This is a genomic window from Psychrobacter sp. TB55-MNA-CIBAN-0194, assembly GCF_040309505.1.
GTDB classification, from domain to species: Bacteria; Pseudomonadota; Gammaproteobacteria; order Pseudomonadales; family Moraxellaceae; genus Psychrobacter; species Psychrobacter fozii.
In genome coordinates, this window is sequence record NZ_JBEOOW010000008.1 from 48,166 (window position 1) to 70,669 (window position 22,504).

Here is a 22,504-nt window from a genome sequence, read left to right on the forward strand (position 1 = left end):
TCGTCATACGTTGTATGGCGATTAATGATAGTAGATCAGGCGAAGATATAGTCTATGGGATTTCCATAGTAAAAAACGCAATAGGACTTAACATTTTTTAAAGTGTATCTAAAGTAAAAATTGATATTATATTCTCAATATAATGAATTCATCATTTTGTCACTATAATTTTTTGTGTGAGTAACGACGAGTAGCCACGATGGTTAGACAGGTGCGTATACGCATATCAGTCTGACTATGACTAATTTTCAAATATCAATCCAAACGAGAGCGTGTTATGACCTTTATAAAAACGGCTCGAGCTTTCAGCTTGCTGGCTATTGTCACTGCCATACAAGTTTCATCACTGACCTCTGCCTACGCCCATGATCCTAGTGCACATACTCTGCCTGCCAAAGAATGGCAGATCATCGGCCAGCCTAGTGTCGCTGCTGATTTTATTAAATTAGAAGACGACATGGTTTATCTAACCGACAGTCACCATCAGCTACTCTCTTTTAACTTGTCAGACTTTTCAGCCAATGATCAAACCTATATTCTGGAAAAAAACGCCCATATTCAAGCGATCAATCAGCTAGCAGTGATTGAAAATCTAGTAAGTAGTAATCAGTTAACGGCTATCCAAAATCCAAGCGATACTACTGTTATCGCCAATGATAATGGGACTGCGCTAAACAAAATTGATGCGGAAAGTTCTGTTATAACGGATAACAGTGACACGCGCTCTGTTTTATTCTTCTACCTCTTGGGCGGCTTGATCTTAGCGAGTGGTTTGGTTTTCTTCTATGTTTTGAATATACGCCACAAAAAAAACCGAACCTCAAAAATGGCCTATTCAGTTTTTGGTGTATTGGGTTCAGCTGCGTTGCTTGTGGCTTGTAGCAGTACTGAGACGGCCCAAAATATCGGTGCAAAGACGAAAGAGGCGATTGCTCATTTGCCAGTACCTGCCAATGACATTGACTTTATGACCTCAGTATTTGGCTCATTTGATAACGTCAGTACCCATCATGATGATAAATATCTGTATGTCGAATCAAATGGTGTCCCAAGCCATGAAATGATGACAGGTATCACCAGTTGGCAACAGCAAGTACCTATCGACCAGGATTATACCAATGAGAACAGTTGGGTCATTCCCTTACAGCCTGAGCTTGCCGATGAGCCTTTGATGGCCAAAGACAATTTTATGAAAGGGGCCATCGCGATTGCAGCCAATGGCATTCCTATATTCAACCCATTAAACAATCGTGGTGAGGACGCCAAAGCATTCGGAGAATTAGACAATTGGGGCGGGCATTCTGGACGCGCTGATGACTACCATTATCATCTTGCACCAACTCATCTACAGTCACAAGTTGGTGAAGGTAAGCCCATTGCTTATGCACTAGACGGCTTTCCTGTCTATGGTGAAACGGATGATGAGCTGGATGAATATCTAGGCAAATTCAATGAAGACGGTAGCTATGAATACCATGCTACCTCAGAGTTTCCGTATTTAATTGCAGGCTTGCGCGGTAAGGTCACTGTGAACCCAGATACGACAGCGCCAGAAAATGAGATTGCACCGCAAGCGCATACGCACGGCGTTCGTCCAGCGCTAACGCCTTTGCGCGGAGCCGAGATCACAGATTACAAAATTATAAGCCCGACTCAATATAGTCTAACCTATACCCATGACGGTCAAGAGCATAAACTTAACTATGGTTGGGGTGCTACTGAAGCGACTAAAGATACTTATACTTTTGAGTTTATTGATCCAGAGGGTACGACTGTACAAACTTATAAACGCACTGATGATACACAGAAAAAATAATGTGCATCTAATGATAATAATCAGTTATAGAGACAAATAAGCTGAGTTTTAGACCATCTTATATAATGCTAAGGAATCCTAATGAAACCTATTTTAATACCTGCTTTGCTAACCACGACAATATCTGCTGTATTGCTAGCGGCGTGTAGCCAAACTCAAATAGACTCAGCGGCTACCGATGCCAATGAGCAAACGACGGCATCAATAAGTAGTGCAGATGCCAGCAGCTATACTGGCACCGCTAGCATCACCCAAGGTGTTGCTCAGACTGACGTGACAAACGCCTATGAATGTGACCGCGGTCGTCAAACCAACATCGGTAGTATCCAGTCAACTGACGGTAAAACATGGACAGTACCAGCAGCGACCAATTTGCTCAATACAGGTTTCCCAGTGGCATCCGACTTAAACAACCCTTGTACGGGCAACGACTATCGCACCGCCAGTGAAGCTTTATCTCAACTTGATGGCTCAGACATCATTGAAATAGACGCAGATGGCGAAGTGTATACCGCTTACGTCTTTGCAGATAATTATTTTGAGATGTATGTAAATGGCGTAGCCGTCGGACGTGACAATGTACCATTTACTCAGTTCAATTCAAACATTGTACGTTTTAAGGCAAAAGCACCGTTTACCGTTGCTATGCATCTGGTAGATTGGGAAGAAAACTTAGGTATTGGTTCAGAGAGTAATAACGGCTCAGAGTTTCATGCAGGAGACGGTGGTCTCGTCGCTGTGATCAAAGATAAAGATAACAACATCATCGCCAAGACCGATGAAAACTGGAAAGCACAAACCTTTTATACCGCGCCGATTAGAGACTTGTCCTGTGTTAGTGAGTCAGGTAGCGAGCGCCTATCTAGTAATTGTGTTACCACCGGCAATGTGCAAGATAGTTCGGCAGATTATGGCCTGCATTGGGAATTGCCTACCAACTGGCAACAAGCAGACTTTGATGACTCTAGTTGGCCGAATGCCACCACCTATAGTAACCAAACCATTGGGGTAGACAACAAATCAGCTTATACCAATTTCACAGATATTTTTGATAATGAAAAAGCAGATGCTGAATTCATTTGGTCAACCAATGTAGTACTCGATAATGAAGTTATCGTACGCTACACAGTAAATGGATTATAAAATCTGGAAAGTATTGGTGTTGTTCCAAACGAGCTGACAACACACATATTTAGGTTGGCAGGAATTATTTTAGAAAAATGGAGCAAGCCAAGTATATCTTTGGCTTGCTCTATAACCTAACGACAGATCATACGTTAGAAAAAACCTCGCTATTTGTATGAGTATCCAATGCGTACTCTACATTCATCTATATTTGCATAAACTACTGACTAACAAACGTCACCGTCTTCTTACCGTTAATAGATGGCTGATTTAATGTCACCTTGCTTGCTAAGATATCGCCTTTAGCATTGATCTTGTAGCATTCTGATGAAGTGCTTACCATTACTTAGCTATTGACACGAGTCATGCTCAGCTAGAAAAACACATACCAAAGCCTGCCTCTAAGGATATGGTGGAACTGTATTTGAAAGAGTAAACGTAGCTAAGAGCATATGACAAATTTCCAGAGTTATCTATAATAACTCCAATAAATGGCAGTGCTCCTTTCTATGGTATAGACATTAGCTTTTCTCTTTAAAAAGACCCAAATACGGTACCGAGTATGATGACTAGGACTAAAGCAATTAAAGGAATGATTACAGCAGTAGCAAATATATCTTTATAGGACTCTCTATGAGTCAGACCACAAATGGTTAACATTGTTATTATTGCCCCATTATGTGGTAATGAATCCAAACCGCCGGAAGCCAAAGAAGCTATACGATGCATCAGTTCGGGGTCAATGTTATATTGTTCTGCCAATTGCATGTAGCTTGCGCCCATAATTTCTAACGCTATACCCAAACCACCTGAAGCTGATCCTGTAATACCTGCTAAAACGTTAATCATGATTGCTTCTGATATGAGAGGGTTTCCAGGTGAAATTCCCATGAGAGACTGTTTGATAATCGCGAAACCTGCCAGAGTTGCAATCACGGAACCATAACCCACCTCTGAAGCTGTGTTAAAAATAGGCAGTAAAGATCCGGTAGCGCCTTTGTTTAAACTTTCTGCCACACTATCTATTCTTTTGAAACTCGAAGCAATCACAAATATACAAGCTAAAAACAACGATAAAATAATGGCCCATATACCAATAACTGAGCTCAAGGCTACACCACCAAACTTTTCGTCAGCTAAGTAACTGTTGTTCCATAACGGTATTATGATTTTTGAAAAAGTATAGTTGCCTATTATCACAATGAGAATAGGCGATAATGCGAGCCAAAAATTGGGTATGTCGATACCTGAGTGAGGCTCTTTTTCATTTAACGTATGATTTCCATAACCTTCATTATTTGCACTTGCAATACGTGTTTGGCGATTCATCCATAGCATACCTCCGCCTAGCATAACGATCGATGCAATAATGCCTAAACCAGGAGCTGCAAATGCATCGGTCTCAAAATAAGGCATCGGTATAACATTGTGAATGGCAGGTGAACCTGGTAATGCGGTCATGGTCAAGGTTAGAGCGCCAATACAGATGGCTCCAGGTATTAGTCTTTTAGGTATGTTCGTCTGCTTAAATAAGGCGGCAGCAATGGGATATATTGCGAAAGTAACGACAAAGGCTGATACACCTCCATAAGTCAAGATTGAACATGCTAAGACGACGGCTAACAAAGCATGTTTGTCTCCCAGTTTATCCACGATGTTGCGTGCGATGCTATAGGCGTAACCAGAATCTTCCATCAACTTGCCAAAAATCGCACCTAAGATAAATAGTGGGAAATATTTCACAGCAAAGCCTCCAAGACCCTGCATAAATACTTCAGTATAAATCCCCATGGTTTGACTGCTATCGCCACTTAAAACAACAGCTACAATAGCGAGTAAGGGAGCCAAAACTAATACGCTAACCCCTCTATAGGCAAAATATATCAAAAGTGACAAAGACAAAAAAATAGCAAAAATGCTCATAGTTTCAATTTCCTTCCATGGAAAAATACGCTTTAAATTATAATTTGTGAATCAGGTGATTCTTCTTATAAACAGAATTTAGTCTAGTTTTTATTAAATAATACTTTCTAGAGTCTTCTCAGTAGTTGCTATTTAGATAGTGAAATATCGTCATGAATGACAAATGAATAAAATTACCTTATGTCATAGTGTCAAGGGAGAGGTACTGATATCTAAGCATTTTGCAGATAGAATATTGCGATTAATGCTTAATATATTTAAGATATTGAATGCAACCTGACTTGTTCTCTCTATCCAAGAGTATTCAGAGCAACAAATACTTATAGCTATGGCCTTGTAGCGAAAGCTAATGCTATTTGATTGATCGATACTTGAATATTTTTAGCTTGTAAGAGCGAACCTAGGGAGTGATTGTTCATAATAGCTATCCTTAGCATGAACCAAATAGGACTAATACAATTTTCATAGATGAGGTTATGTGAGAGCATCAAGTCATTATCTGCTACCCATCTACGAATATAAATAAAACGATACATTATGTATCAAGTTAAAATCTAACAGACATGTAAATAAATATCAACTATTAAATCTTAATAGTCATTAGAGGGTCCTAGCGGTTTACTCTGAAAAGTAAGATGACGTTATGCTGAAGAAGTGGTAGTGATAAGCTTGGTTAAATAATGATGTGATGATGAGGGTGTCATGGCTAATGAGACGTACAGTTATAGTTCGGAGTTCAAAGTAGAAGCCGTCAAAAATATAGTAGTCAACAATGCTAATTTGAGCGCAACGGCTCGCAGATAGGAATAGCGATGTAAATGTTATTTAACTGGTAGACAAATAAAATGATGAAAATCTTGTCGATAATTGGCACAGAACAGTATCTTCCTAAGATTGTTACCGCTCTTAAAGAAGTAAAGTGTCTCAAACGATAGCTTAAAATGATCTAAGACGACCATGCGATTTTAAAATTGATGAAGCTATTTGCTGCTATTGATAGATAGCAGCAAATAGCTTTAATATTGGTTTGCTCTATAACCTAAAGATAGGTCATACGTTAGAAAAAAACTCGTTATTTGTATGAGTATCCAGTGAGGAATCTACATTCAACGATATTTGCATAAACTACTGACTAACAAACGTCACTGTCTTAGTCCCATTTGTAGATGGCTGCCTTAATGTCACCTTGCTTGCTAAGATATCGCCTTTGGCATTAATCTTGTAGCATTCTGATGAAGTGCCTATAGGATCAGAGCTCAGTAATAAGTTTTTTGAGTTTTCTATACAGAGCCATGCCGTATTATTGGTGTCTCGCGCAAGAGACCAGTCTTGTTCGTACGACCCTATTTTTTTATGCATACTGCTGTCAGCATAGACGGTTTCAGTCATTAACTTACTTGAGTCGCCGACGGTAGCCATCTTAGGAATGATAGTTGTTTGGTTCGATAGTGAATATTTGCCTGTGCTATCTGTAAAGCCATGAAACACTAATGGATTCAGGGTAAAGTAATTGATAGCGACTGACTGATCAGTGATTCGATTATTCACTTTATTGATGGTATTTACTTCGGCACCTTGCACCGCTTTATTATTGAATTGAATGCTGCCCTTAGGCGTGATTTGAATGTCTGCTGAGGCACTTTGATTGCCTACAATAGCAACCAGTTTTTCACTCCGTTGTTTGGTATAGATGTTGAGCATAGCAGTCTCAACGGGGTATTGCGTGACAATTTTATCAGTATCATTATTTTGATTATTAACCGTCGTCCCACCACTTATGCCACTAGCACAAGCGCTTAATCCCAGTCCTGCTGCAATACACAATCCTAGTGTTTTCATGGTTTAATTCCTTTATTCTATTTAAATAAGTGTGATAAGTATGGGTGGTTTGTACGGATTTGACCACAGGTATCAATCTTTAAATGTGACTTTGGTTTGTACCTTTAATCAGTTTAGAAAATGCGATTTATTTAGTAGAGATCCTTACTTAATAAGCCGCTATCGTCATAAATACACAAGTCGCTATTATGCTTAATACTTTCCGGAAGTTGTTTAATTCTATTGCCTTTAAGGTATAGAGTTTTTAACTGGCTCAAATGTCCGATACTCTCAGGCAGTACACTCAAACCGTTATCGGAAAGATCAAGTATCTCCAAACGCCTAAGTTGTCCGATGCTTATGGGTAATTCGCTGAGCTTATTGCCACTAAGCATCAGTTTAGTCAAGTTACCAAGCTGTCCGATACTTTCAGGTAGCTTGCTGAGGTTATTGTTATCAAGATTTAGTATCTCTAAACGATCAAGCTGTCCAATGCTAATAGGTAATTCATTAAGATTGTTATCACTGAGAGTCAGTTGAGTTAGCTTGTTAAGCTCACCAAAGCTTTCGGGTAATGTACTGAGTTTATTGCCACTAAGCGTTAGTGTTTCTAAGTTGCTAAGCTGACAAATACTCTTAGGTAATGCGCTCAAATGGTTATTAGCAAGAAAGAAACAAGTTAAGTTATTAAGCTGTCCAATGCTAGTAGGTAAAGAACTGAGATTATTGTCAAAAAGTGAAAGATAAGTCAAATTATGAAGCTGTCCGATGCTCTCAGGTAATTCATTAAGAATATTACTACCAAGCGTCAGTTGAGCTAAGTTGCTAAGCTGTCCAATACTTTCAGGCAGTTCTTTGAGATTGTTGCCAGTGAGACCAAGTTGAGTTAAGTTACTAAGCTGTCCGATACTTTCAGGTAGTGCTTTAAGACTATTGCCATTAAGACCAAGTTGAAGTAAGTTTTGTAGTTGTACAATGCTTTCAGGTAACGCCTCAAGGTGGTTATAATTTAGTTCAAGCGTATCTATATAACTAAGCTGCCCGAGACTCTCTGGTAGTTCAGTAAAACCTTGAGCTTCCAAAACGATACTTTTTAATGCTAGCAAAGCTTTTTTATCACGCGGTATAGCATCATCATTAATGTCAAAACTATCTGCCCAACACCAAATTTTCTGTATCCAAGTATCATCAAGTGCTAATTGACTAGCTTTATGCTCAGTTATGATTAGGTTAAGCTCATCATAGTTTTTACCAAATGCTGTGAGCGCTTGAAGGTTGACTATTATTTGATCGGTATCATTACCATTTTGAGACATCGTCTTTCCCAATATTGCTAGAGCACGTTAAGGCTTTATTTTGATTAAATCATATCATTTATCGTTAGTGGCAAGCTAATTGATAGGAATCAACAAAATACGCATTTATTCATTCAATAAGCGTTCTACTGGGGTTTAGGAATAATGCCCAAAGCGGTTTAGCTAAAGTATCAGCAGTTTTTATATGGGTTTGACAGTAAATATCTATTTATGGCTTGTATTACTTCGAAATAAGCAAAAAGAGTGAAGAAATAAAGTAAGTTGAACGGGAGTATTTCGGACAGAAGAAGATAATAAGTAGAGACTGAAAGTCTTACTAGTAAAGAATTTGATGAGTATTTAGGAAAGGGTAGAACAAGATGTGGAAACTGATGCTTTGATTAAGCAGAATAAGATTGGCGGTGAAGGAGGGATTCGAACCCTCGATACGCTATTAACGCATACACACTTTCCAGGCGTGCGGTTTCAGCCACTCACCCACTTCACCGTTTTTTGACTGGCTCAGTATAGCGGATACCATTTAAAATGTCACCAATTACACCTTATCTTTCTTTATTTGTAGACGCCTGCTAGGATAGCGTATCCGTAATAACAAGCATAGATGGTTGAAAGTTAAATGATAAGTGTTGGTAGGCTCAAATATACTCTCAAAAATAGCATAATAATGACCATTGCGACGGTTGCCATAAGCATGACTTCAGCAAATGCTGATGATTTTACTCAGTGTAGTGAGTCTTTTTATGGTGGTGTTTACCCCGAATTTACCAATGACAAACTAAGCAATAAGACACAAGAGTTATGCATGGACGGCTTTGCCGTTATGTATTCAGGTGTATCACGCACACCACTGTGGTCGGCAGAGCATCTAGATCGCAAGCGCTTACAGCAAGCCAAAGAGATTGATCGTGAAGACAGTTTTCATGAAGAAAGCAAATTGCCAGAATCCGCACGCGCTTCATTATCTGACTACTCAAAGTCTGGCTATGATCGTGGACATTTAGCACCCAATGCTGATATGGCCAATCGCAGCCAACAATATGATAGCTTTAGTTTGGCCAATATTGCCCCACAGTCACCTCGTAATAATCGTTATATTTGGCGTAATATTGAATCAGCGACTCGATATCTGACGCAGCAGTATGGCGAAGTCTATACGATTACAGGGGTTTCATTTACGAATAAAAAAACCAAGCAGCTCGCTGATCGTGTGCTTGTACCCAGTCATTTCTTCAAAGCTGTTTATATCCCAGCGACTAATCAAGCAGGGGTTTACTACGCACCAAACGATGAGTCGGAGCGTATAGAAATTATCAGTATTGATGAGTTGGCTACCGAAATCGGTATCGATGTCTTACCCATGCTGGACTCTCAGACCAAAAAACAAGCATTCGATTTGCCACTGAAAGCGGGTGAAAGTTCTGATTTACCTGCTGATGAGCCAACAGAAGAGCCTACTTGGATGCTATTTGTTTGGGCGATTATTGAGTGGCTGTTGGGTCAGTTGCAAGCATAGAGGTTTATATGTGAATGTAGACAATGACCGAAAGCGAGTGATACTAAGAAATAATGTAAGATGCTATTAATAGGATGGATGACCAAATGATTGAACCCTTTGCTAATAATCATCAAAGTATGCAGATAGGTGAACTTGTAATTGAAAATCAAGAAGACAAAATTATCATTTATGGTGATCTTGATCTGACTTTAGACGCGTCTGGATATGAGCAAGCCCAGCAGCTACATGCACTGACCGCTAAAATCATACAAGCTTTCGAAGTTAATGATACTTATAGCAAGAATGACAGTAAGTCAAAAGAAAATGATGACCAATTGGGCAAAGATATAGATAATCCATTTCTATAACTCTTTGATATAGTTTCGTTTTTACAGAAATAATAAAGTGTAAAAAAACTACTAGGCAAAGTCCAAAAATTGCTTATAATGAATTAAGACATTGCTTATATCACTCAAAGCTTTGAAGAGGCTGATAAGCAATGGTAGTAATCGGCTTTCAATTAGTATGAGATCGTCAAGCTTGTAATAAAGTATTCTAGCAACGGATAAGCATGGAATATCAGAAACATAATGTTTCGAGTAATCATTGTATGAAGGGAGTCAATTTATGAAATTATTTACAAAAACCGCTTTAGCAGTTGCAGGTATCAGTCTAGCCACTATGGCGTTTGCCGCTGATCCACTCGCCAATACAACTTGGCAGACCTTTGATGAAGGTAAACCAAAAGGCACAGTGAAAATTACTGAGTCAAATGGTGTGCTAACAGGGACACTTATCGCTACCAACTCAGCAACAGGTAAAAAGCATGTTGGTATGAAAGTCATTAAAGGTCTAAAAGCTGATGGTGGTGGTAAATATAGTGGTGGTACGATTACGGATCCTGAGAAAGGTAAAGATTATCGTATGACAGCTAGCTTAAATGGCAGTACCCTGAACCTAAAAGGCTATATTGGCCCATTCTCACGCAGTCAAACATGGAAAAAGAAATAATCTAATATAGTTGTTCTTTTATCAATATTAATTTTGATCAAAAAAATCCCGCATTACCGAAAGGCATTGCGGGATTTTTAATGCCTATAGTTTAGTATGGTTTCAAAGTATTTATCTTACAAAATCTGGATAATCTTTCATACCACATTCTGCTATATCTGCACCTTCGTACTTATCTTCTTCAGAGAGACGTAGGCTAATAACTACTTTGATAATTGCCAAAACGATACTAGGGCATGTCCTCAATTCAATCGATGGTAATCTAAATGGGTTAAAAATGGCTAAATCTTACCAAACAGCGTCAAATAGTTAACTAATATCTCGATATTACCTGCACTATTTTCCTTGTTTGACTGCAACTTATCTCATTTTTACCATCATTTTTGAAATGAGGACACACCCTAATTTTGATCAAAAAAATCCCGCTTTACCAAAAAGTATCGCGGGATTTTTAGTGCTTATATTTTAGTATGGTTTCAAAGTATTTATCTCACGAACTCTGGATAAGCTTCCATACCACATTCTGCTATATCTGCACCTTCATACTCATCTTCTTCAGAGAGACGTAGGCCAATAACTGCCTTGATAATTGCCCAAGCGATTAAGCTAGCAACGAATACCCAAACAAAGATGGTAGCTGCACCAGCAATCTGACCGACGAATGATGCCGCTGGATTGGTAATTGGTACAATAAGTAGACCGAATAGACCGACTACGCCATGAACTGAAATAGCACCGACTGGATCATCTATTTTTATTTTATCTAATGCTAAGATAGATAGCACAACGATAACGCCAGCGATTAAACCAAATAGTGTGGCTTGTAATGCAGATGGAGTAGAGGGTTCTGCCGTGATAGCGACTAGCCCTGCAAGTGCACCATTTAAGAGCATTGTTAAGTCAGCTTTGCCAAAGATGATGCGTGCTATTATTAGAGCACCAATTGCACCGCCTGCTGCTGCTGCATTGGTATTCAAAAAGACCATCGCAACTGAGTTGGCACTGGCGATATCGCCAAGCTTTAGTACTGAACCACCGTTGAAGCCGAACCAACCCATCCATAATATGAGTGTACCCAGTGCTGCTAGTGGTAGATTGGCACCTGGAATGGCACGTATCTCGCCATTAGGGCCATACTTACCTTTACGTGCCCCTAACAGTAGTACACCTGCCAATGCAGCCGCAGCACCCGCCATATGAACGATACCAGAACCTGCAAAATCAGAGAAGCCCATATCACCTAAGTTGAACATGCCAAATACATCATTGCCGCCCCACGTCCAGCTGCCTTCTAGTGGATAAATGACACCAGTCATCACCACGGCAAACAGTAAGAATGACCAAAGCTTCATGCGCTCAGCCACAGCCCCTGAGACGATAGACATACAGGTTGCAACAAATACTACTTGGAAGAAAAAGTCAGACGCGGCAGAGTAGACAGAGTCACCGTCAAAGCCGTTTTCAGCTGATGCTGTCAAAGCCTCTTCTACTAGTGTGTCACCACCTGCGATACCACTCAAAAACAAATCACCGCCATACATAATGGCGTAACCGCAAATCATGTACATAGTACAAGCGGTCGCAAAAAGTGCGATGTTTTTGGTTAAAATCTCAACGGTGTTTTTTGAACGAACTAGGCCAGCTTCTAACATAGTGAAGCCCGCTGCCATCCACATGACTAGCGCCCCACATATCAAAAAATAAAACGTATCAAGTGCGTACTGGAGCTCGAAGATTTGATTTTGCATATTAATTCCCCCTTGAATTGATGCAATACAGCTTATCGGTGTGATCTATAATTTTAGTTTATAGGTTGGTCATATGCTTTAGATAGCGTCAGGACCCGTCTCGCCTGTACGGATACGAATGACTTGTTCAAGAGCGGTGACGAAGATTTTGCCGTCTCCAATCTTGCCAGTGCTCGCAATGCGAGTGATTGCTTCGATAGCAGGTTCGACCATCTCATCGATAACAGCCACTTCAACTTTTACTTTAGGTAAAAAGTCCACCACGTATTCTGCGCCACGATAAAGTTCGGTATGACCTTTTTGGCGACCGAAACCTTTAACTTCAGTAACGGTGACACCTTTAACACCGATGTCAGAAAGCGCTTCACGTACATCATCGAGCTTAAACGGTTTTAAGATCGCAGTGATTAGCTTCATAAAATATTCCTTATTTGTGTGATGCTGCAGATTGATAGAGGCATTGTGGTACATCGTATCTCTGCCTTGCTTATCATAAGTTATTCAAGAACTGTGCCAATTTACTCAAGGGGGATAGGTAAGATTGGAACTTTGTGCTCAAAAAACTCACGTTCAGGGCAAAGAGTAATGACTATGCTACCACGGTAAGCACTGTCATTATGGGTATAAATGGCCTGTATAAACCTTTAGCGTTGAATCAACGAAAACTTTATTATAACCAACTTTTTAGGTGCTTGGGGAGGCTATCCATGTATTTCATGTGATGATTTGCTAAATTGATTTAATGTGTGGAAATGCATTGAGCGCTAGATGGAGAGAAGTATTAGAGAGTGTATTGATATATAGCAAAGCTGGGCGGCAGAGCCTGATATTAGTACTCATGCTCTGCATCTAACAAGATAATAATAGTCATGTAGTGGGCTACAGGCTATTTTGAGCCTACGCTTTAGGGAATAGCAGATAAGGTGTTTTAGTACTGCCTAGGAGCTTTTTGGTATCGCTACCTTGTAACAATGTGCGGATACGAGATTGACCAAAGGCTCCTGTCATCAGTAGACCGATGTCATTTTCATTCTGATAATAATGTAGAGCAGCAGTGACATCGCGGCAGTCTAGCAATGCTTTTTTAGATTTAATACCTGCTTGTTTGAGACGTGCATAAGCTTCACGTAGGGCATCACAGTTTTCTGAGTTGTCTTTGCCGATCATCACAATATGCACAGTCAATGCACGCACAAGCGATGTTTTACAGAGCCAATTAAGCAATTTATGCGACGTTGGACTGTTATCGAATGCAAATAACGCAGTAGTAGGGGGCAAAAATGGTGCATGAGTCACCAAAATGGGGCAGTGACTGACTCTAACCAGCTGGCTCAGTGTTGCTTTGCAGGTAACATTATGGCCTATGATGATAAGTTGTGCTTTATCGTCAACATAATCGATACTCTCATTGAGGTTTTCGTGCCGATGCAAGGTATATGTCTTCAGCTTTTTGCGCTGCTGCTCACAATAGGTTGTGGCTTGATGTAGCAATAGCTTGCCTTGAGACTTTAGCTCACAGTTACTCAAATGCTCTTTGGTTGTGAATTGCTCGAGCAGCATGTTTTCATCATCGATGTTCAAACAGCCAGAATAATTCACCGCTGCTTTTTGTTGTAAGCTCGGCACAGAGTGCAACAGTCCGATAGGCGCTTGTAGGCGAGTCGAGGCCCACATGCTCGCCTCTAATACGGCTTGCACATGATCAGGGCAGTCCAAGCAGGCGATTACGCTATCTGGTTTTAAATTACTCATAAGACCACCACATCATTCTAATGAAAATACAGCTGCTTGGTTTAAGAGTTGGATGGTAATGCTGATACCCAATTCTCTCAACCACTGCAGCTGTGTATTAAACTATTTATTCAATTGTTTATTTAGATGCTATCAAGCAACACCAGCATTTACCATGCAGACGTACTCTGCTTAATCCAATAGGCCAATATCTCGGCGATCATGGACAGAGAAGCGATCAATCAGTGTTCGACTTGCATTGTTGAGTCCAACCACTTTGACATCAATACCTTCACGTTGCAAGCGCATGACCAGCTTGTCCAAAGTATCTACGGCACTGACATCCCAGAAGTGTGCCTGGCTAACATCGATTTCAATGCTGTCTAGTGCTTCTTTGGTATCAAAGCTAGCTAAAAATTGTGTGGTAGATGCGAAGAATACTTGTCCTTGCACATAATAATAGCGGGTGTTGCTGCTATCATCATACTCACTAAAGATGGTTAAGAACTGACCAATTTTATTGGCAAATGCTAGGGCAGATAGTAGAACGCCCACGCCCACACCATACGCTAAGTTGTGAGTGAATACCGTCGTCAAAACAGTCGCTAGCATGACAATGTTAAATGACATTGGATGCGTTTTAAACTCGCGGATTGACTGCCAATTAAACGTCCCAATAGAAACCATAATCATCACAGCGACCAACGCTGCCATTGGAATTTGGCTGACCCATTCACTTAAGAATACAACCATGATGAGTAGGACAACGCCTGCCATTAAGGTAGACAGACGCGTACGTCCGCCAGATTTGACGTTAATCATTGACTGACCAATCATCGCACAGCCTGCCATGCCACCAAAGAAACCTGACACAACGTTGGCAATACCTTGACCACGGCACTCTTTATTTTTATCACTTGGCGTATCAGTCAATTCATCAACGATAGTAGCGGTCATCATAGATTCTAATAAACCGACAACGGCCAACGCGATAGAGTAAGGGGCAATAATTAGTAGGGTTTGGAGATTCAATGGAATGTCAGGCAATAAAAACATTGGCAATGAATCTGGCAAATCACCCATGCTGCCGACGTTACGAATATCGAGATTCATGTACATCGCGACAGCCGTCAAGCCAACAATACAAATAAGTGGCGAAGGAATCACACGCCCAATCTTAGGGATAAGCGGAAACAGGTAAATAATCCCCAAGCCCGCTGCCGTCATGATATAAACCGTCATGCCAACACGTTCAGTCATGGGATTAAGCTCGGGAATCTGAGCCGCAAATATCAATATAGCCAGTGCATTGACGAAGCCAATGACCACTGAGCGAGAGACAAAGCGCATCAAATTGCCAAGCTTTAATAAGCCCATCACAACCTGAATACCGCCACATAATAAGGTAGCAGCCAGTAAATATTGCAAACCATGATCGGCGACTAAGTCGACCATCACTAGTGCCATGGCTCCTGTGGCCGCCGAAATCATACCCGGACGGCCACCAACGAAACTAATCACGACAGCGATACAAAATGAGGCATATAAGCCGACTTTTGGGTCAACACCCGCGATAATAGAAAAAGCAATAGCTTCAGGAATCAGTGCCAGTGCGACGACCAAACCTGATAAGACGTCACCGCGAACGTTGGAAAACCACTCGTCACGTAAGTTATCAATAAAAGATGTCATAAGTAAACTGCATAGGGTTAGAGGCAAAAAAAGTAATCATTACTCATTAATAAAATGATCGCGTCGCTACAAAAGTAGCTATCCATCTTTCTTTTACCACGACACGCATTGCATCATGTGGTGGCATTGAATTATTAAAGGTCGATAATAAGTATGTCTACTGATTTATGATTGGTATCACTAATACGCTCACCAATCACTAATACGATGATAAATTCAGTGAGATTACCTAAAAAATATTGTTTAAAATAGGTTGCGTAAAATAGCACCTAAAATAATGAATAGAGTCCGTAATGACTTTGTGCGGTAGAGGGTGGTAAATAATCTGTCAAACAAACATTGTCGCTTGATAGAGCATGACCGCAACACCAATCTCTGTTAAAGATAAGTGACAATCGAACGCGAATAGCGCGTTAACTGTGGCAACATGCTAAACTAAAATGCTTGGGGGAATACCCAACCATTCATAGCTTAGGGCGACTATTATAGCACTAGCCACTTAATATAAAAACAGGCGCATAATAGCATAAAGTCATAAAAAACCAGTACCGAAATCTGAACGATACCGTTATGATGCTTCTCATCTTGAAGGCATTATTTGGACTCTTTATAGATTAGGTCTGCTTGATGCCATTTTGCTCGTAAAATAGAAGGAATATATATGACCACCAACACTGCAACAGATGCCTTACTTCATAAAGGCAGTGGTCTACAAGTCGTGGTCGGCTTGGGGCAATCTGGTCTATCCGTTGCGCGCTATCTGGCCAAGCAAGGCTATCAGGTGGCAGTCACTGATGCACAAGAAGCACCTACATTAGCGGATCAATTACCAGCTGAAGTTGATATCCGTCAGTTCGGTGCAATTGATGCCGAACTCTTGCAGCAAGCAGCACGTATCATTATCAGCCCTGGTATCTCTTTGGCTACCGAAGCCGTTGCTGCTGCACGCCAAGCTCACATTCCAGTGGTCAGTGATATTCAGCTATTCTGTGAAGCTTGTACGGTGCCGATCGTGGCTATTACAGGCTCTAATGCTAAAAGTACCGTGACCACGTTGGTCGGTCAAATGGCCGCCGATGCTGGTATCAATGTGGGTGTCGGTGGCAATATTGGCGTGCCAGCGTTGACGCTACTTGATAATCCTGAAATGGCATTGGCTGTGTTGGAGTTATCTAGTTTTCAGCTAGAGACCGTCACCAATTTGGGTGCGCAGGTAGCAACAGTTCTCAATATGTCGCCTGACCACTTAGACCGTCATGGCGATATGTTGGGTTACCATCAAGCCAAGCACCGTATTTTTCAGGGTGCTAAGTCCATCGTTATTAATCGTGAAGACGCACTGACGCGCCCGTTAGTCGCTGATAATTTAACCAGAGTAAGCACAGGTATTCATGCTCCTGATAAAGGCCAGTATGGTCTTATCATTGATCCTGAAGGTCAGATTTATCTTGCTCGTGGTACAGAATTGCTACTGTCGGCAGACAAACTGTTGATTAAAGGTCGTCATAATTTGCTCAATGCACAGGCAGCCTTAGCCTTAGGTGAGCTTGCTGGTTTACCACTTCATAGTATGCTAGATACGTTACAGCACTTCACTGGACTTGAGCATCGTTGTGAATATGTCGCTCATGCTGCCGATATTGATTATTTTAATGATTCCAAAGGTACTAATATTGGCTCAACCATGGCCGCAATCGAAGGGCTAGGTGCGGTCTATGCGCCAAAAGACGGCAAGTTATTATTGATTTTGGGTGGACAAGGTAAAGGCCAAGCATTTGGCGAGCTGACGCCATTCATTAATCAATACGTTAGCCAAGTGCTATTTATCGGTGAAGATGCTCAGCTGATTGAACAACATCTGCGTGCAGCGAAGATTAATACTGATGTGGCATTACATCAGTGTCAAACGCTAGAGAAAGCTTTTGCTACGATTCAACAGGTGACATCAAGTAGCCTATCGCAAGTACAAGCGGTGCTACTGTCTCCTGCTTGTGCCAGTTTTGATCAATATAGTGGCTACGCTGCTCGCGGTGAGCATTTTAGTCAACTGGTCAGCCAACTTGAATGTGTGTAATGAAATTAGCATAAAGGCTATTTGTCTTGATACCTAACTGGCTTGATAATTAGTTGTTCTGAGAATAAACAACAATATTGAATAATAAAACGTTATTTAGTTGGTGTTTATTCTCAGAAAGCATTTTCTGTATAAATGATTGTTTTGCTTATAGATTGCTGCTACTGTCAATCATAACCAGACAAGTGATCTGTTTGGTATTATCTTCTTCATATTTTTTAAACGGTGGCGTTTCATAGACGCCGTGTTTTTCGTTCGTTAGTGTATATAAAATTATGGCGCTCCCTTCGTTTTTTCGTTCCTCGTCCCAACCAAAACAAGCCGCTGGCTCTGATGGTATTCTTTCTATGCCGTCAGCACGTGCTGTTTTGATATCGAGCGTCGGCTGCATGCTGGTGCTCAGTTTACTAATGGTCGCTTCTGCGTCTATTCCTTTTGCGCTCAGTCGCGGTATGACAGAGCTGTACTTTTTTAACAACCAACTGCTGTATATGACGATTGGACTGGTTATCGCGTCTATTCCTTATTATAGCGTGTCCTTACGAACACTATATAAGACCGAAACCCAATTTATGCTACTCGGTATTACGGGCGTGCTATTAGTAGCAACCTTGTTTAGTACGCCTATTAATGGCTCTAAGCGCTGGTTGAATTTGGGAGTTTTTAACTTTCAGGTAGCAGAGCTTGCCAAGCTAGTTATGATTGTCTTTGTATCTGACTTTGTGGTACGCCGGTCTTTCGAAGTTCGTAATGGTTTAGATGGCTTTTTGCGAATTATGCTAGTGGTCGCGCTCATTACTATGCTGTTGTTATCGCAGCCAGATTTTGGTTCTTTTGTCGTGATTTTGGGCACCATCTTTGCGATATTTTATATCGCTGGTGCGCCTTATAAGCACTTCTTAGCATTGGCTGCGGCTGCTGTTGGTGGCGCAGTATTGATGGTCACGACAGCGCAGTATCGATTGGTACGTGTGATGTCGTTCATGGATCCGTTCGATGATGTGCAAGACACCGATTACCAGTTAGCACGTAGTTTGATTGCTTTTGGTCGTGGGCAGTTTACGGGTGTTGGCTATGGTGAGAGCGTACAAAAATTATCGCATTTGCCAGAGGCACACACGGATTTTTTACTAGCAATTACGGGTGAAGAGTTAGGTTTTGTTGGGGTCACTATGGTGTTGGTGCTCGAAGCACTGATTATCGGTAGTGCGATGCGTATCAGTTATAACGCGTTAAAACGTCGGCAGATGCGTATGAGTTATACGGCCTTTGGTATTGGCGTGGTATTTATCGCACAGACGATTATTAATGCAGCGATGAATATGGGCGCGATTCCGACCAAAGGTTTGACCATGCCATTCTTTAGTTATGGTGGCTCATCTATGTTGATTAGCCTAGTGATGGTTGCGCTATTGCTGAAAATTTATAAAGAAAGCCCTGAGATCGAAAAAAGCCAGTGTCGTTATTATTAGCAGTTTATTATTATGCATGGTGCTTAATAACTAGTGCTTGGTTTCCTTTAAAAAAGCGTCGCTAATGAGTGGCGCTTTTTGTTGCCTCTTGTTTGAGTATCATCTTGTTTGAGTATCATTTCTTATAAGTTAGGCAGGTTTAATTGTTGTTGGTTCTGCAGAGGCGTGTTGTCCCACTGCGCAATGGCTTGCTTGAGCATGTTTTCAGGGGTATCCCTGTCTACGACGGGTTGTTGTAATAGTTTTAGTGCATGAGCGATTAACTGACTTGTATTGCGTGTATCGATGGGTTGTGCAAGGTTTTGTTTGGAGAGTTTTTGTCCATCAGGATTGCATATCAACGGCAAGTGATACCAGTGGTCGATAGCGGGTAAGTGAGCAGCATTCATGATGCTAATTTGGGCTGTGGTCATGGGTAATATATCCAAGCCACGCATGATGTGGGTAACTTGTTGTAAGCCATCATCGAGACTCGCAGCCAAAATATAATTGATCATGCCATCTTGGCGACGAGCCACCATATCACCTAATGTCTGCTGAGGGTTATCCCATTGCATTCCTTGAATACCATCATTGAAGCCAATTTTATAGTCTGGTAGCTGTATGCGTAGTTTATGCTGCTGTCTATCAAGGTCAGCGGCGACACAGCAGCGTGGATAACGCTTTCTATTTGGCTGGTTTTCATTATGAATTTGGCTCTGTTCTTCTTTTGCCCAATATTGCTCTAAACCTTTACGTGAGCATTGGCAGCCATAAGTGAGCGAATGCAAAGCAGAGTTTAAGTAATCATTATAGATATCAATACGCTCAGATTGATAAATGATATCGCCGTCCCAGTGTAAGCCAAGCGCTTCTAGATCAATCAAGATTTGCTCAGTGAACTGTTGATCGCAGCGCTCAATATCGGTATCTTCAATGCGTAGTAACCATTGACCACCCAGTGATTTTATATGGCAGAAGCTGGCAAGTGCTGTCGTTAAAGAGCCAAGGTGTAATTCACCAGTGGGTGAAGGTGCGAAACGGCCGATAGGCTGAGAAGGAGTAGGCATAGGAGTCTTGATTTTTTAAATAGGTGGTTATCGATGATAGCGTTATTCAGATAGAATAATAAAGTTGGGTCCAAAAAGATATTTATTAAATGAGATAATTTGTTAGGAGTATAGTCAATCCTCTATAAATTGGATACGGTGTCAGCCTCGCTCAGCCTACAATTTGTAGTACTTTCACTCGGCTTCCTTGTATCCAAATTATATTGAACCGACTACATGACTTCTAAAAAATAAAATTGGTTTTTTAATGCTTATCGTTAGGGGCTATTATCGTCAGCGGCTATATTTATAGATTGATTAAAGGTTATTCAGTAAAGAAACGATAGCCTAAAACGCAACGAGCGACCAATAATATGGTCGCTCGTACTTAAATATGGTCTTCTTATGCTTGATTGAAGCTATCTTATCTAAGCGCCTTGGTTCTGACGTTCTTTGATTTCAGATAGCGTTTTACAGTCGATACACTGAGTCGCTGTTGGGCGTGCTTCAAGGCGACGCAAACCAATCTCTACACCACAAGTCTCACAGAAACCATAGTCATCATTTTCGATTTCTGACATAGATTTATCGATTTTGCGAATGAGTTTACGTTCACGGTCACGCGTACGCAAAGCCAACGCAAACTCTTCTTCTTGAGTCGCGCGATCATTGATATCTGGCATGGCACTTGACTCATCTTGAATATAAGTCTTGGTACGATCTGCTTCGCCAATCAGTTGGTTTTTCCAGTCCAATAAAATCGCTTTAAAATGCTCTAACTGAGCATCAGACATATATTCTTCGTCTTTGGCTGGCACATAAGGAGTAAACTTCACTTCACTCGGATTCGTGGTCACGGTGCTCATATGGGTATCCTACTTTTTCAAATTAATTCAATAAAACGACGTATCAACAGATAAGACGTTATTAATTTTACGAACGCTATAATGCTTTCCATTTATAAAACGTTTTACCACTTGGTAACACAAGTAACACAGCTGATCTAATAGTATGGCTATCTTGCTATGCTGACATCAACATAGCGATGGTCAAATATATGGTTACGCTTATCTTTATTTAAATAGTCTTGTTTAAAAAATACTGCAAACCACTGACGGTTAAAACCTCAATTATGGTCGACTTAGTCATCCTAGCCATTATGATTGTACCTAATGGTAGGTGTTAGGCAGTCTTCATTTTATAAGTTGTATCATTGTTTCTAATAATAATGAAGTGATTTTTTATACTGGTGGCTATTTTACTTCGATATCCATTTTATATTAAGGTGGTTAATGTTAGCTAAATGCTTAATATATAAGGGTTAAAATTATCTTTGAGCCAGTAATTATGGCCATCAAGTATCCAGTCTTTCAACCCAGCTTGCAACCGTTCCATTGTTGGCTAATTGCAACCAACGGTAACCAGGTCGAGCGTCTTCATCGTAAGCAAAGTCATCTTCGTTGGGCATGAACTGATAGCAGGTTGAGGGTGTTGTATAGACAGAAACGCCTTGACGATAGCGAACTTGGTCTTGGTGAATATGTCCACTAATGATTACTTTTAGATGCTCAAAAGCTAGCATATGCTGCCAAAAATCTTCGCTATTTTCTACCATGTGAGCATCAATCCAAGCAGAGCCTACCGGTATAACATGATGGTGTAGGGCGATTAGCGTAGGCTTGTTACAAGCACTGAGTCTTTCACATAACCAGCTCATGTCGGCAGGTGTTATTTCGCCTGCTACCTCACCACTAATGGAGGAATCTAGCAGCAGTAACTGCCAATACTCAGTTTCAATAATATGTTGGCTCAATAAACGAGGGTCAGCAGGCTGAGCAACCAATGTGCGCTGCAAAAACGGCAAATGGCAGCCAACTTCATCAGTGACGTCATGATTACCAGCAATACAAGCAAAAGGAATGTTGGTCGCTTGTAATACCTTAAAGATATGGTCATAAATCGTAGGTATGATTTTATTGACCAAGTCACCTGTCACGAGAATGAGATCACAGCGAATATCTTCATTCAATGCTTGTTGAAGCACCTTCTCAAAGCTATGCTGATAAATGGCAGCTTCATCACTGTCAATATTATCGTTATCTGTAATAAAAGCGCTAGGTGTCAATAAGTGTAAATCGGTGACTTGTAAGATATTAACTTGCTCATCTAGCGTACTGATGCTACTGATAGTATTGCTTGGCATTGGGTCAGTCCCTTATTAAAGCAGAGCAATTGACGCTGTCAACATGACCATA

At 40.8% G+C, this 22,504-nt stretch carries 17 protein-coding genes and 1 tRNA gene; 7 read left to right on the forward strand and 11 right to left on the reverse strand.

Annotated features, from left to right (window positions below; all coding sequences use genetic code 11):
- Positions 1-277: 277 nt before the first annotated feature.
- Entirely contained in the window at positions 278-1,816 is a 1,539-nt protein-coding gene (locus AAEY75_RS10485; RefSeq protein WP_197218039.1) for a YHYH protein, read from the forward strand.
- A gap of 81 nt (positions 1,817-1,897) precedes the next feature.
- Entirely contained in the window at positions 1,898-2,959 is a 1,062-nt protein-coding gene (locus AAEY75_RS10490; protein WP_352259547.1) for a hypothetical protein, read from the forward strand.
- Positions 2,960-3,475: 516 nt separating this feature from the next.
- On the opposite strand, the gene AAEY75_RS10495 is transcribed toward AAEY75_RS10490, so the two are convergent.
- The 4 genes from AAEY75_RS10495 to AAEY75_RS10510 form a co-directional block, all read right to left on the reverse strand.
- Positions 3,476-4,864, reverse strand: coding sequence for a GntP family permease (locus tag AAEY75_RS10495; protein WP_352259548.1), 1,389 nt, complete (start codon positions 4,862-4,864; stop codon positions 3,476-3,478).
- 1,125 nt (positions 4,865-5,989) lie between these two features.
- A complete protein-coding gene (locus AAEY75_RS10500; protein ID WP_352259549.1) occupies positions 5,990-6,703 on the reverse strand; it encodes a hypothetical protein in 714 nt (237 codons plus the stop codon).
- A 131-nt stretch (positions 6,704-6,834) separates the two neighbouring features.
- Positions 6,835-7,998, reverse strand: coding sequence for a leucine-rich repeat domain-containing protein (locus AAEY75_RS10505; RefSeq protein WP_352259550.1), 1,164 nt, complete (start codon positions 7,996-7,998; stop codon positions 6,835-6,837).
- 396 nt (positions 7,999-8,394) lie between these two features.
- Positions 8,395-8,485 (reverse strand) — tRNA-Ser (locus AAEY75_RS10510).
- Between the two features lie 204 nt (positions 8,486-8,689).
- Here AAEY75_RS10510 and AAEY75_RS10515 point away from each other — a divergent pair.
- From AAEY75_RS10515 to AAEY75_RS10525, 3 genes are all read left to right on the forward strand, one after another.
- A complete protein-coding gene (locus AAEY75_RS10515) occupies positions 8,690-9,511 on the forward strand; it encodes a DNA/RNA non-specific endonuclease (protein ID WP_227681475.1) in 822 nt (273 codons plus the stop codon).
- A gap of 86 nt (positions 9,512-9,597) precedes the next feature.
- A complete protein-coding gene (locus tag AAEY75_RS10520; RefSeq protein WP_110923647.1) occupies positions 9,598-9,861 on the forward strand; it encodes a hypothetical protein in 264 nt (87 codons plus the stop codon).
- A gap of 259 nt (positions 9,862-10,120) precedes the next feature.
- Positions 10,121-10,504: a DUF2147 domain-containing protein gene (locus tag AAEY75_RS10525; RefSeq protein ID WP_110923646.1), complete on the forward strand. Its 384-nt coding sequence runs from the start codon at positions 10,121-10,123 to the stop codon at positions 10,502-10,504.
- A 485-nt stretch (positions 10,505-10,989) separates the two neighbouring features.
- Here the strand turns inward: AAEY75_RS10525 and AAEY75_RS10530 are convergent, their stop codons facing one another.
- From AAEY75_RS10530 to AAEY75_RS10545, 4 genes are all read right to left on the reverse strand, one after another.
- Positions 10,990-12,252 carry an ammonium transporter AmtB gene (locus AAEY75_RS10530; protein ID WP_110923645.1) on the reverse strand — a complete coding sequence of 421 codons (1,263 nt, stop codon included), beginning with the start codon at positions 12,250-12,252 and terminating at the stop codon, positions 10,990-10,992.
- Between the two features lie 78 nt (positions 12,253-12,330).
- On the reverse strand, positions 12,331-12,669 hold the full coding sequence (locus tag AAEY75_RS10535; protein ID WP_010197981.1) for a P-II family nitrogen regulator: 339 nt from the start codon (positions 12,667-12,669) through the stop codon (positions 12,331-12,333).
- Between the two features lie 480 nt (positions 12,670-13,149).
- The gene (locus tag AAEY75_RS10540) at positions 13,150-14,004 is read right to left on the reverse strand and encodes a universal stress protein (RefSeq protein WP_110923644.1); all 855 of its coding nucleotides are present in this window, start codon (positions 14,002-14,004) and stop codon (positions 13,150-13,152) included.
- Between the two features lie 171 nt (positions 14,005-14,175).
- On the reverse strand, positions 14,176-15,675 hold the full coding sequence (locus tag AAEY75_RS10545; protein WP_352259551.1) for a SulP family inorganic anion transporter: 1,500 nt from the start codon (positions 15,673-15,675) through the stop codon (positions 14,176-14,178).
- Positions 15,676-16,336: 661 nt separating this feature from the next.
- On the opposite strand from AAEY75_RS10545, the gene murD reads away from it, so the two are divergent.
- Together murD and ftsW are read left to right on the forward strand one after the other, a co-directional pair.
- On the forward strand, positions 16,337-17,749 hold the full coding sequence (murD, locus tag AAEY75_RS10550) for a UDP-N-acetylmuramoyl-L-alanine--D-glutamate ligase (RefSeq protein WP_352259552.1): 1,413 nt from the start codon (positions 16,337-16,339) through the stop codon (positions 17,747-17,749).
- A 275-nt stretch (positions 17,750-18,024) separates the two neighbouring features.
- The gene (ftsW, locus tag AAEY75_RS10555; RefSeq protein ID WP_181416295.1) at positions 18,025-19,221 is read left to right on the forward strand and encodes a putative lipid II flippase FtsW; all 1,197 of its coding nucleotides are present in this window, start codon (positions 18,025-18,027) and stop codon (positions 19,219-19,221) included.
- A 122-nt stretch (positions 19,222-19,343) separates the two neighbouring features.
- Here the strand turns inward: ftsW and gluQRS are convergent, their stop codons facing one another.
- The 3 genes from gluQRS to AAEY75_RS10570 form a co-directional block, all read right to left on the reverse strand.
- Complete coding sequence (gene gluQRS, locus AAEY75_RS10560; protein ID WP_110923639.1) at positions 19,344-20,270, reverse strand: tRNA glutamyl-Q(34) synthetase GluQRS; 927 nt, start codon at positions 20,268-20,270, stop codon at positions 19,344-19,346.
- A gap of 407 nt (positions 20,271-20,677) precedes the next feature.
- Positions 20,678-21,115, reverse strand: a complete 438-nt coding sequence (gene dksA / locus AAEY75_RS10565; protein WP_110923638.1) for an RNA polymerase-binding protein DksA — start codon at positions 21,113-21,115, stop codon at positions 20,678-20,680.
- A 488-nt stretch (positions 21,116-21,603) separates the two neighbouring features.
- Positions 21,604-22,452: a metallophosphoesterase gene (locus AAEY75_RS10570; RefSeq protein ID WP_352259553.1), complete on the reverse strand. Its 849-nt coding sequence runs from the start codon at positions 22,450-22,452 to the stop codon at positions 21,604-21,606.
- Between the last annotated feature and the right edge of the window lie 52 nt (positions 22,453-22,504).

Excerpts from the sequence above, each read along its gene's own strand:
- AAEY75_RS10485 (WP_197218039.1), top strand. The coding sequence starts at position 278 with ATGACCTTTATAAAAACGGCTCGAGCTTTCAGCTTGCTGGCTATTGTC.
- AAEY75_RS10490 (WP_352259547.1), top strand. The coding sequence starts at position 1,898 with ATGAAACCTATTTTAATACCTGCTTTGCTAACCACGACAATATCTGCT.
- AAEY75_RS10495 (WP_352259548.1), bottom strand. The coding sequence starts at position 4,864 with ATGAGCATTTTTGCTATTTTTTTGTCTTTGTCACTTTTGATATATTTT.
- AAEY75_RS10500 (WP_352259549.1), bottom strand. The coding sequence starts at position 6,703 with ATGAAAACACTAGGATTGTGTATTGCAGCAGGACTGGGATTAAGCGCT.
- AAEY75_RS10505 (WP_352259550.1), bottom strand. The coding sequence starts at position 7,998 with ATGTCTCAAAATGGTAATGATACCGATCAAATAATAGTCAACCTTCAA.
- AAEY75_RS10515 (WP_227681475.1), top strand. The coding sequence starts at position 8,690 with ATGACTTCAGCAAATGCTGATGATTTTACTCAGTGTAGTGAGTCTTTT.
- AAEY75_RS10520 (WP_110923647.1), top strand. The coding sequence starts at position 9,598 with ATGATTGAACCCTTTGCTAATAATCATCAAAGTATGCAGATAGGTGAA.
- AAEY75_RS10525 (WP_110923646.1), top strand. The coding sequence starts at position 10,121 with ATGAAATTATTTACAAAAACCGCTTTAGCAGTTGCAGGTATCAGTCTA.
- AAEY75_RS10530 (WP_110923645.1), bottom strand. The coding sequence starts at position 12,252 with ATGCAAAATCAAATCTTCGAGCTCCAGTACGCACTTGATACGTTTTAT.
- AAEY75_RS10535 (WP_010197981.1), bottom strand. The coding sequence starts at position 12,669 with ATGAAGCTAATCACTGCGATCTTAAAACCGTTTAAGCTCGATGATGTA.
- AAEY75_RS10540 (WP_110923644.1), bottom strand. The coding sequence starts at position 14,004 with ATGAGTAATTTAAAACCAGATAGCGTAATCGCCTGCTTGGACTGCCCT.
- AAEY75_RS10545 (WP_352259551.1), bottom strand. The coding sequence starts at position 15,675 with ATGACATCTTTTATTGATAACTTACGTGACGAGTGGTTTTCCAACGTT.
- murD (WP_352259552.1), top strand. The coding sequence starts at position 16,337 with ATGACCACCAACACTGCAACAGATGCCTTACTTCATAAAGGCAGTGGT.
- ftsW (WP_181416295.1), top strand. The coding sequence starts at position 18,025 with ATGGCGCTCCCTTCGTTTTTTCGTTCCTCGTCCCAACCAAAACAAGCC.
- gluQRS (WP_110923639.1), bottom strand. The coding sequence starts at position 20,270 with ATGCCTACTCCTTCTCAGCCTATCGGCCGTTTCGCACCTTCACCCACT.
- dksA (WP_110923638.1), bottom strand. The coding sequence starts at position 21,115 with ATGAGCACCGTGACCACGAATCCGAGTGAAGTGAAGTTTACTCCTTAT.
- AAEY75_RS10570 (WP_352259553.1), bottom strand. The coding sequence starts at position 22,452 with ATGCCAAGCAATACTATCAGTAGCATCAGTACGCTAGATGAGCAAGTT.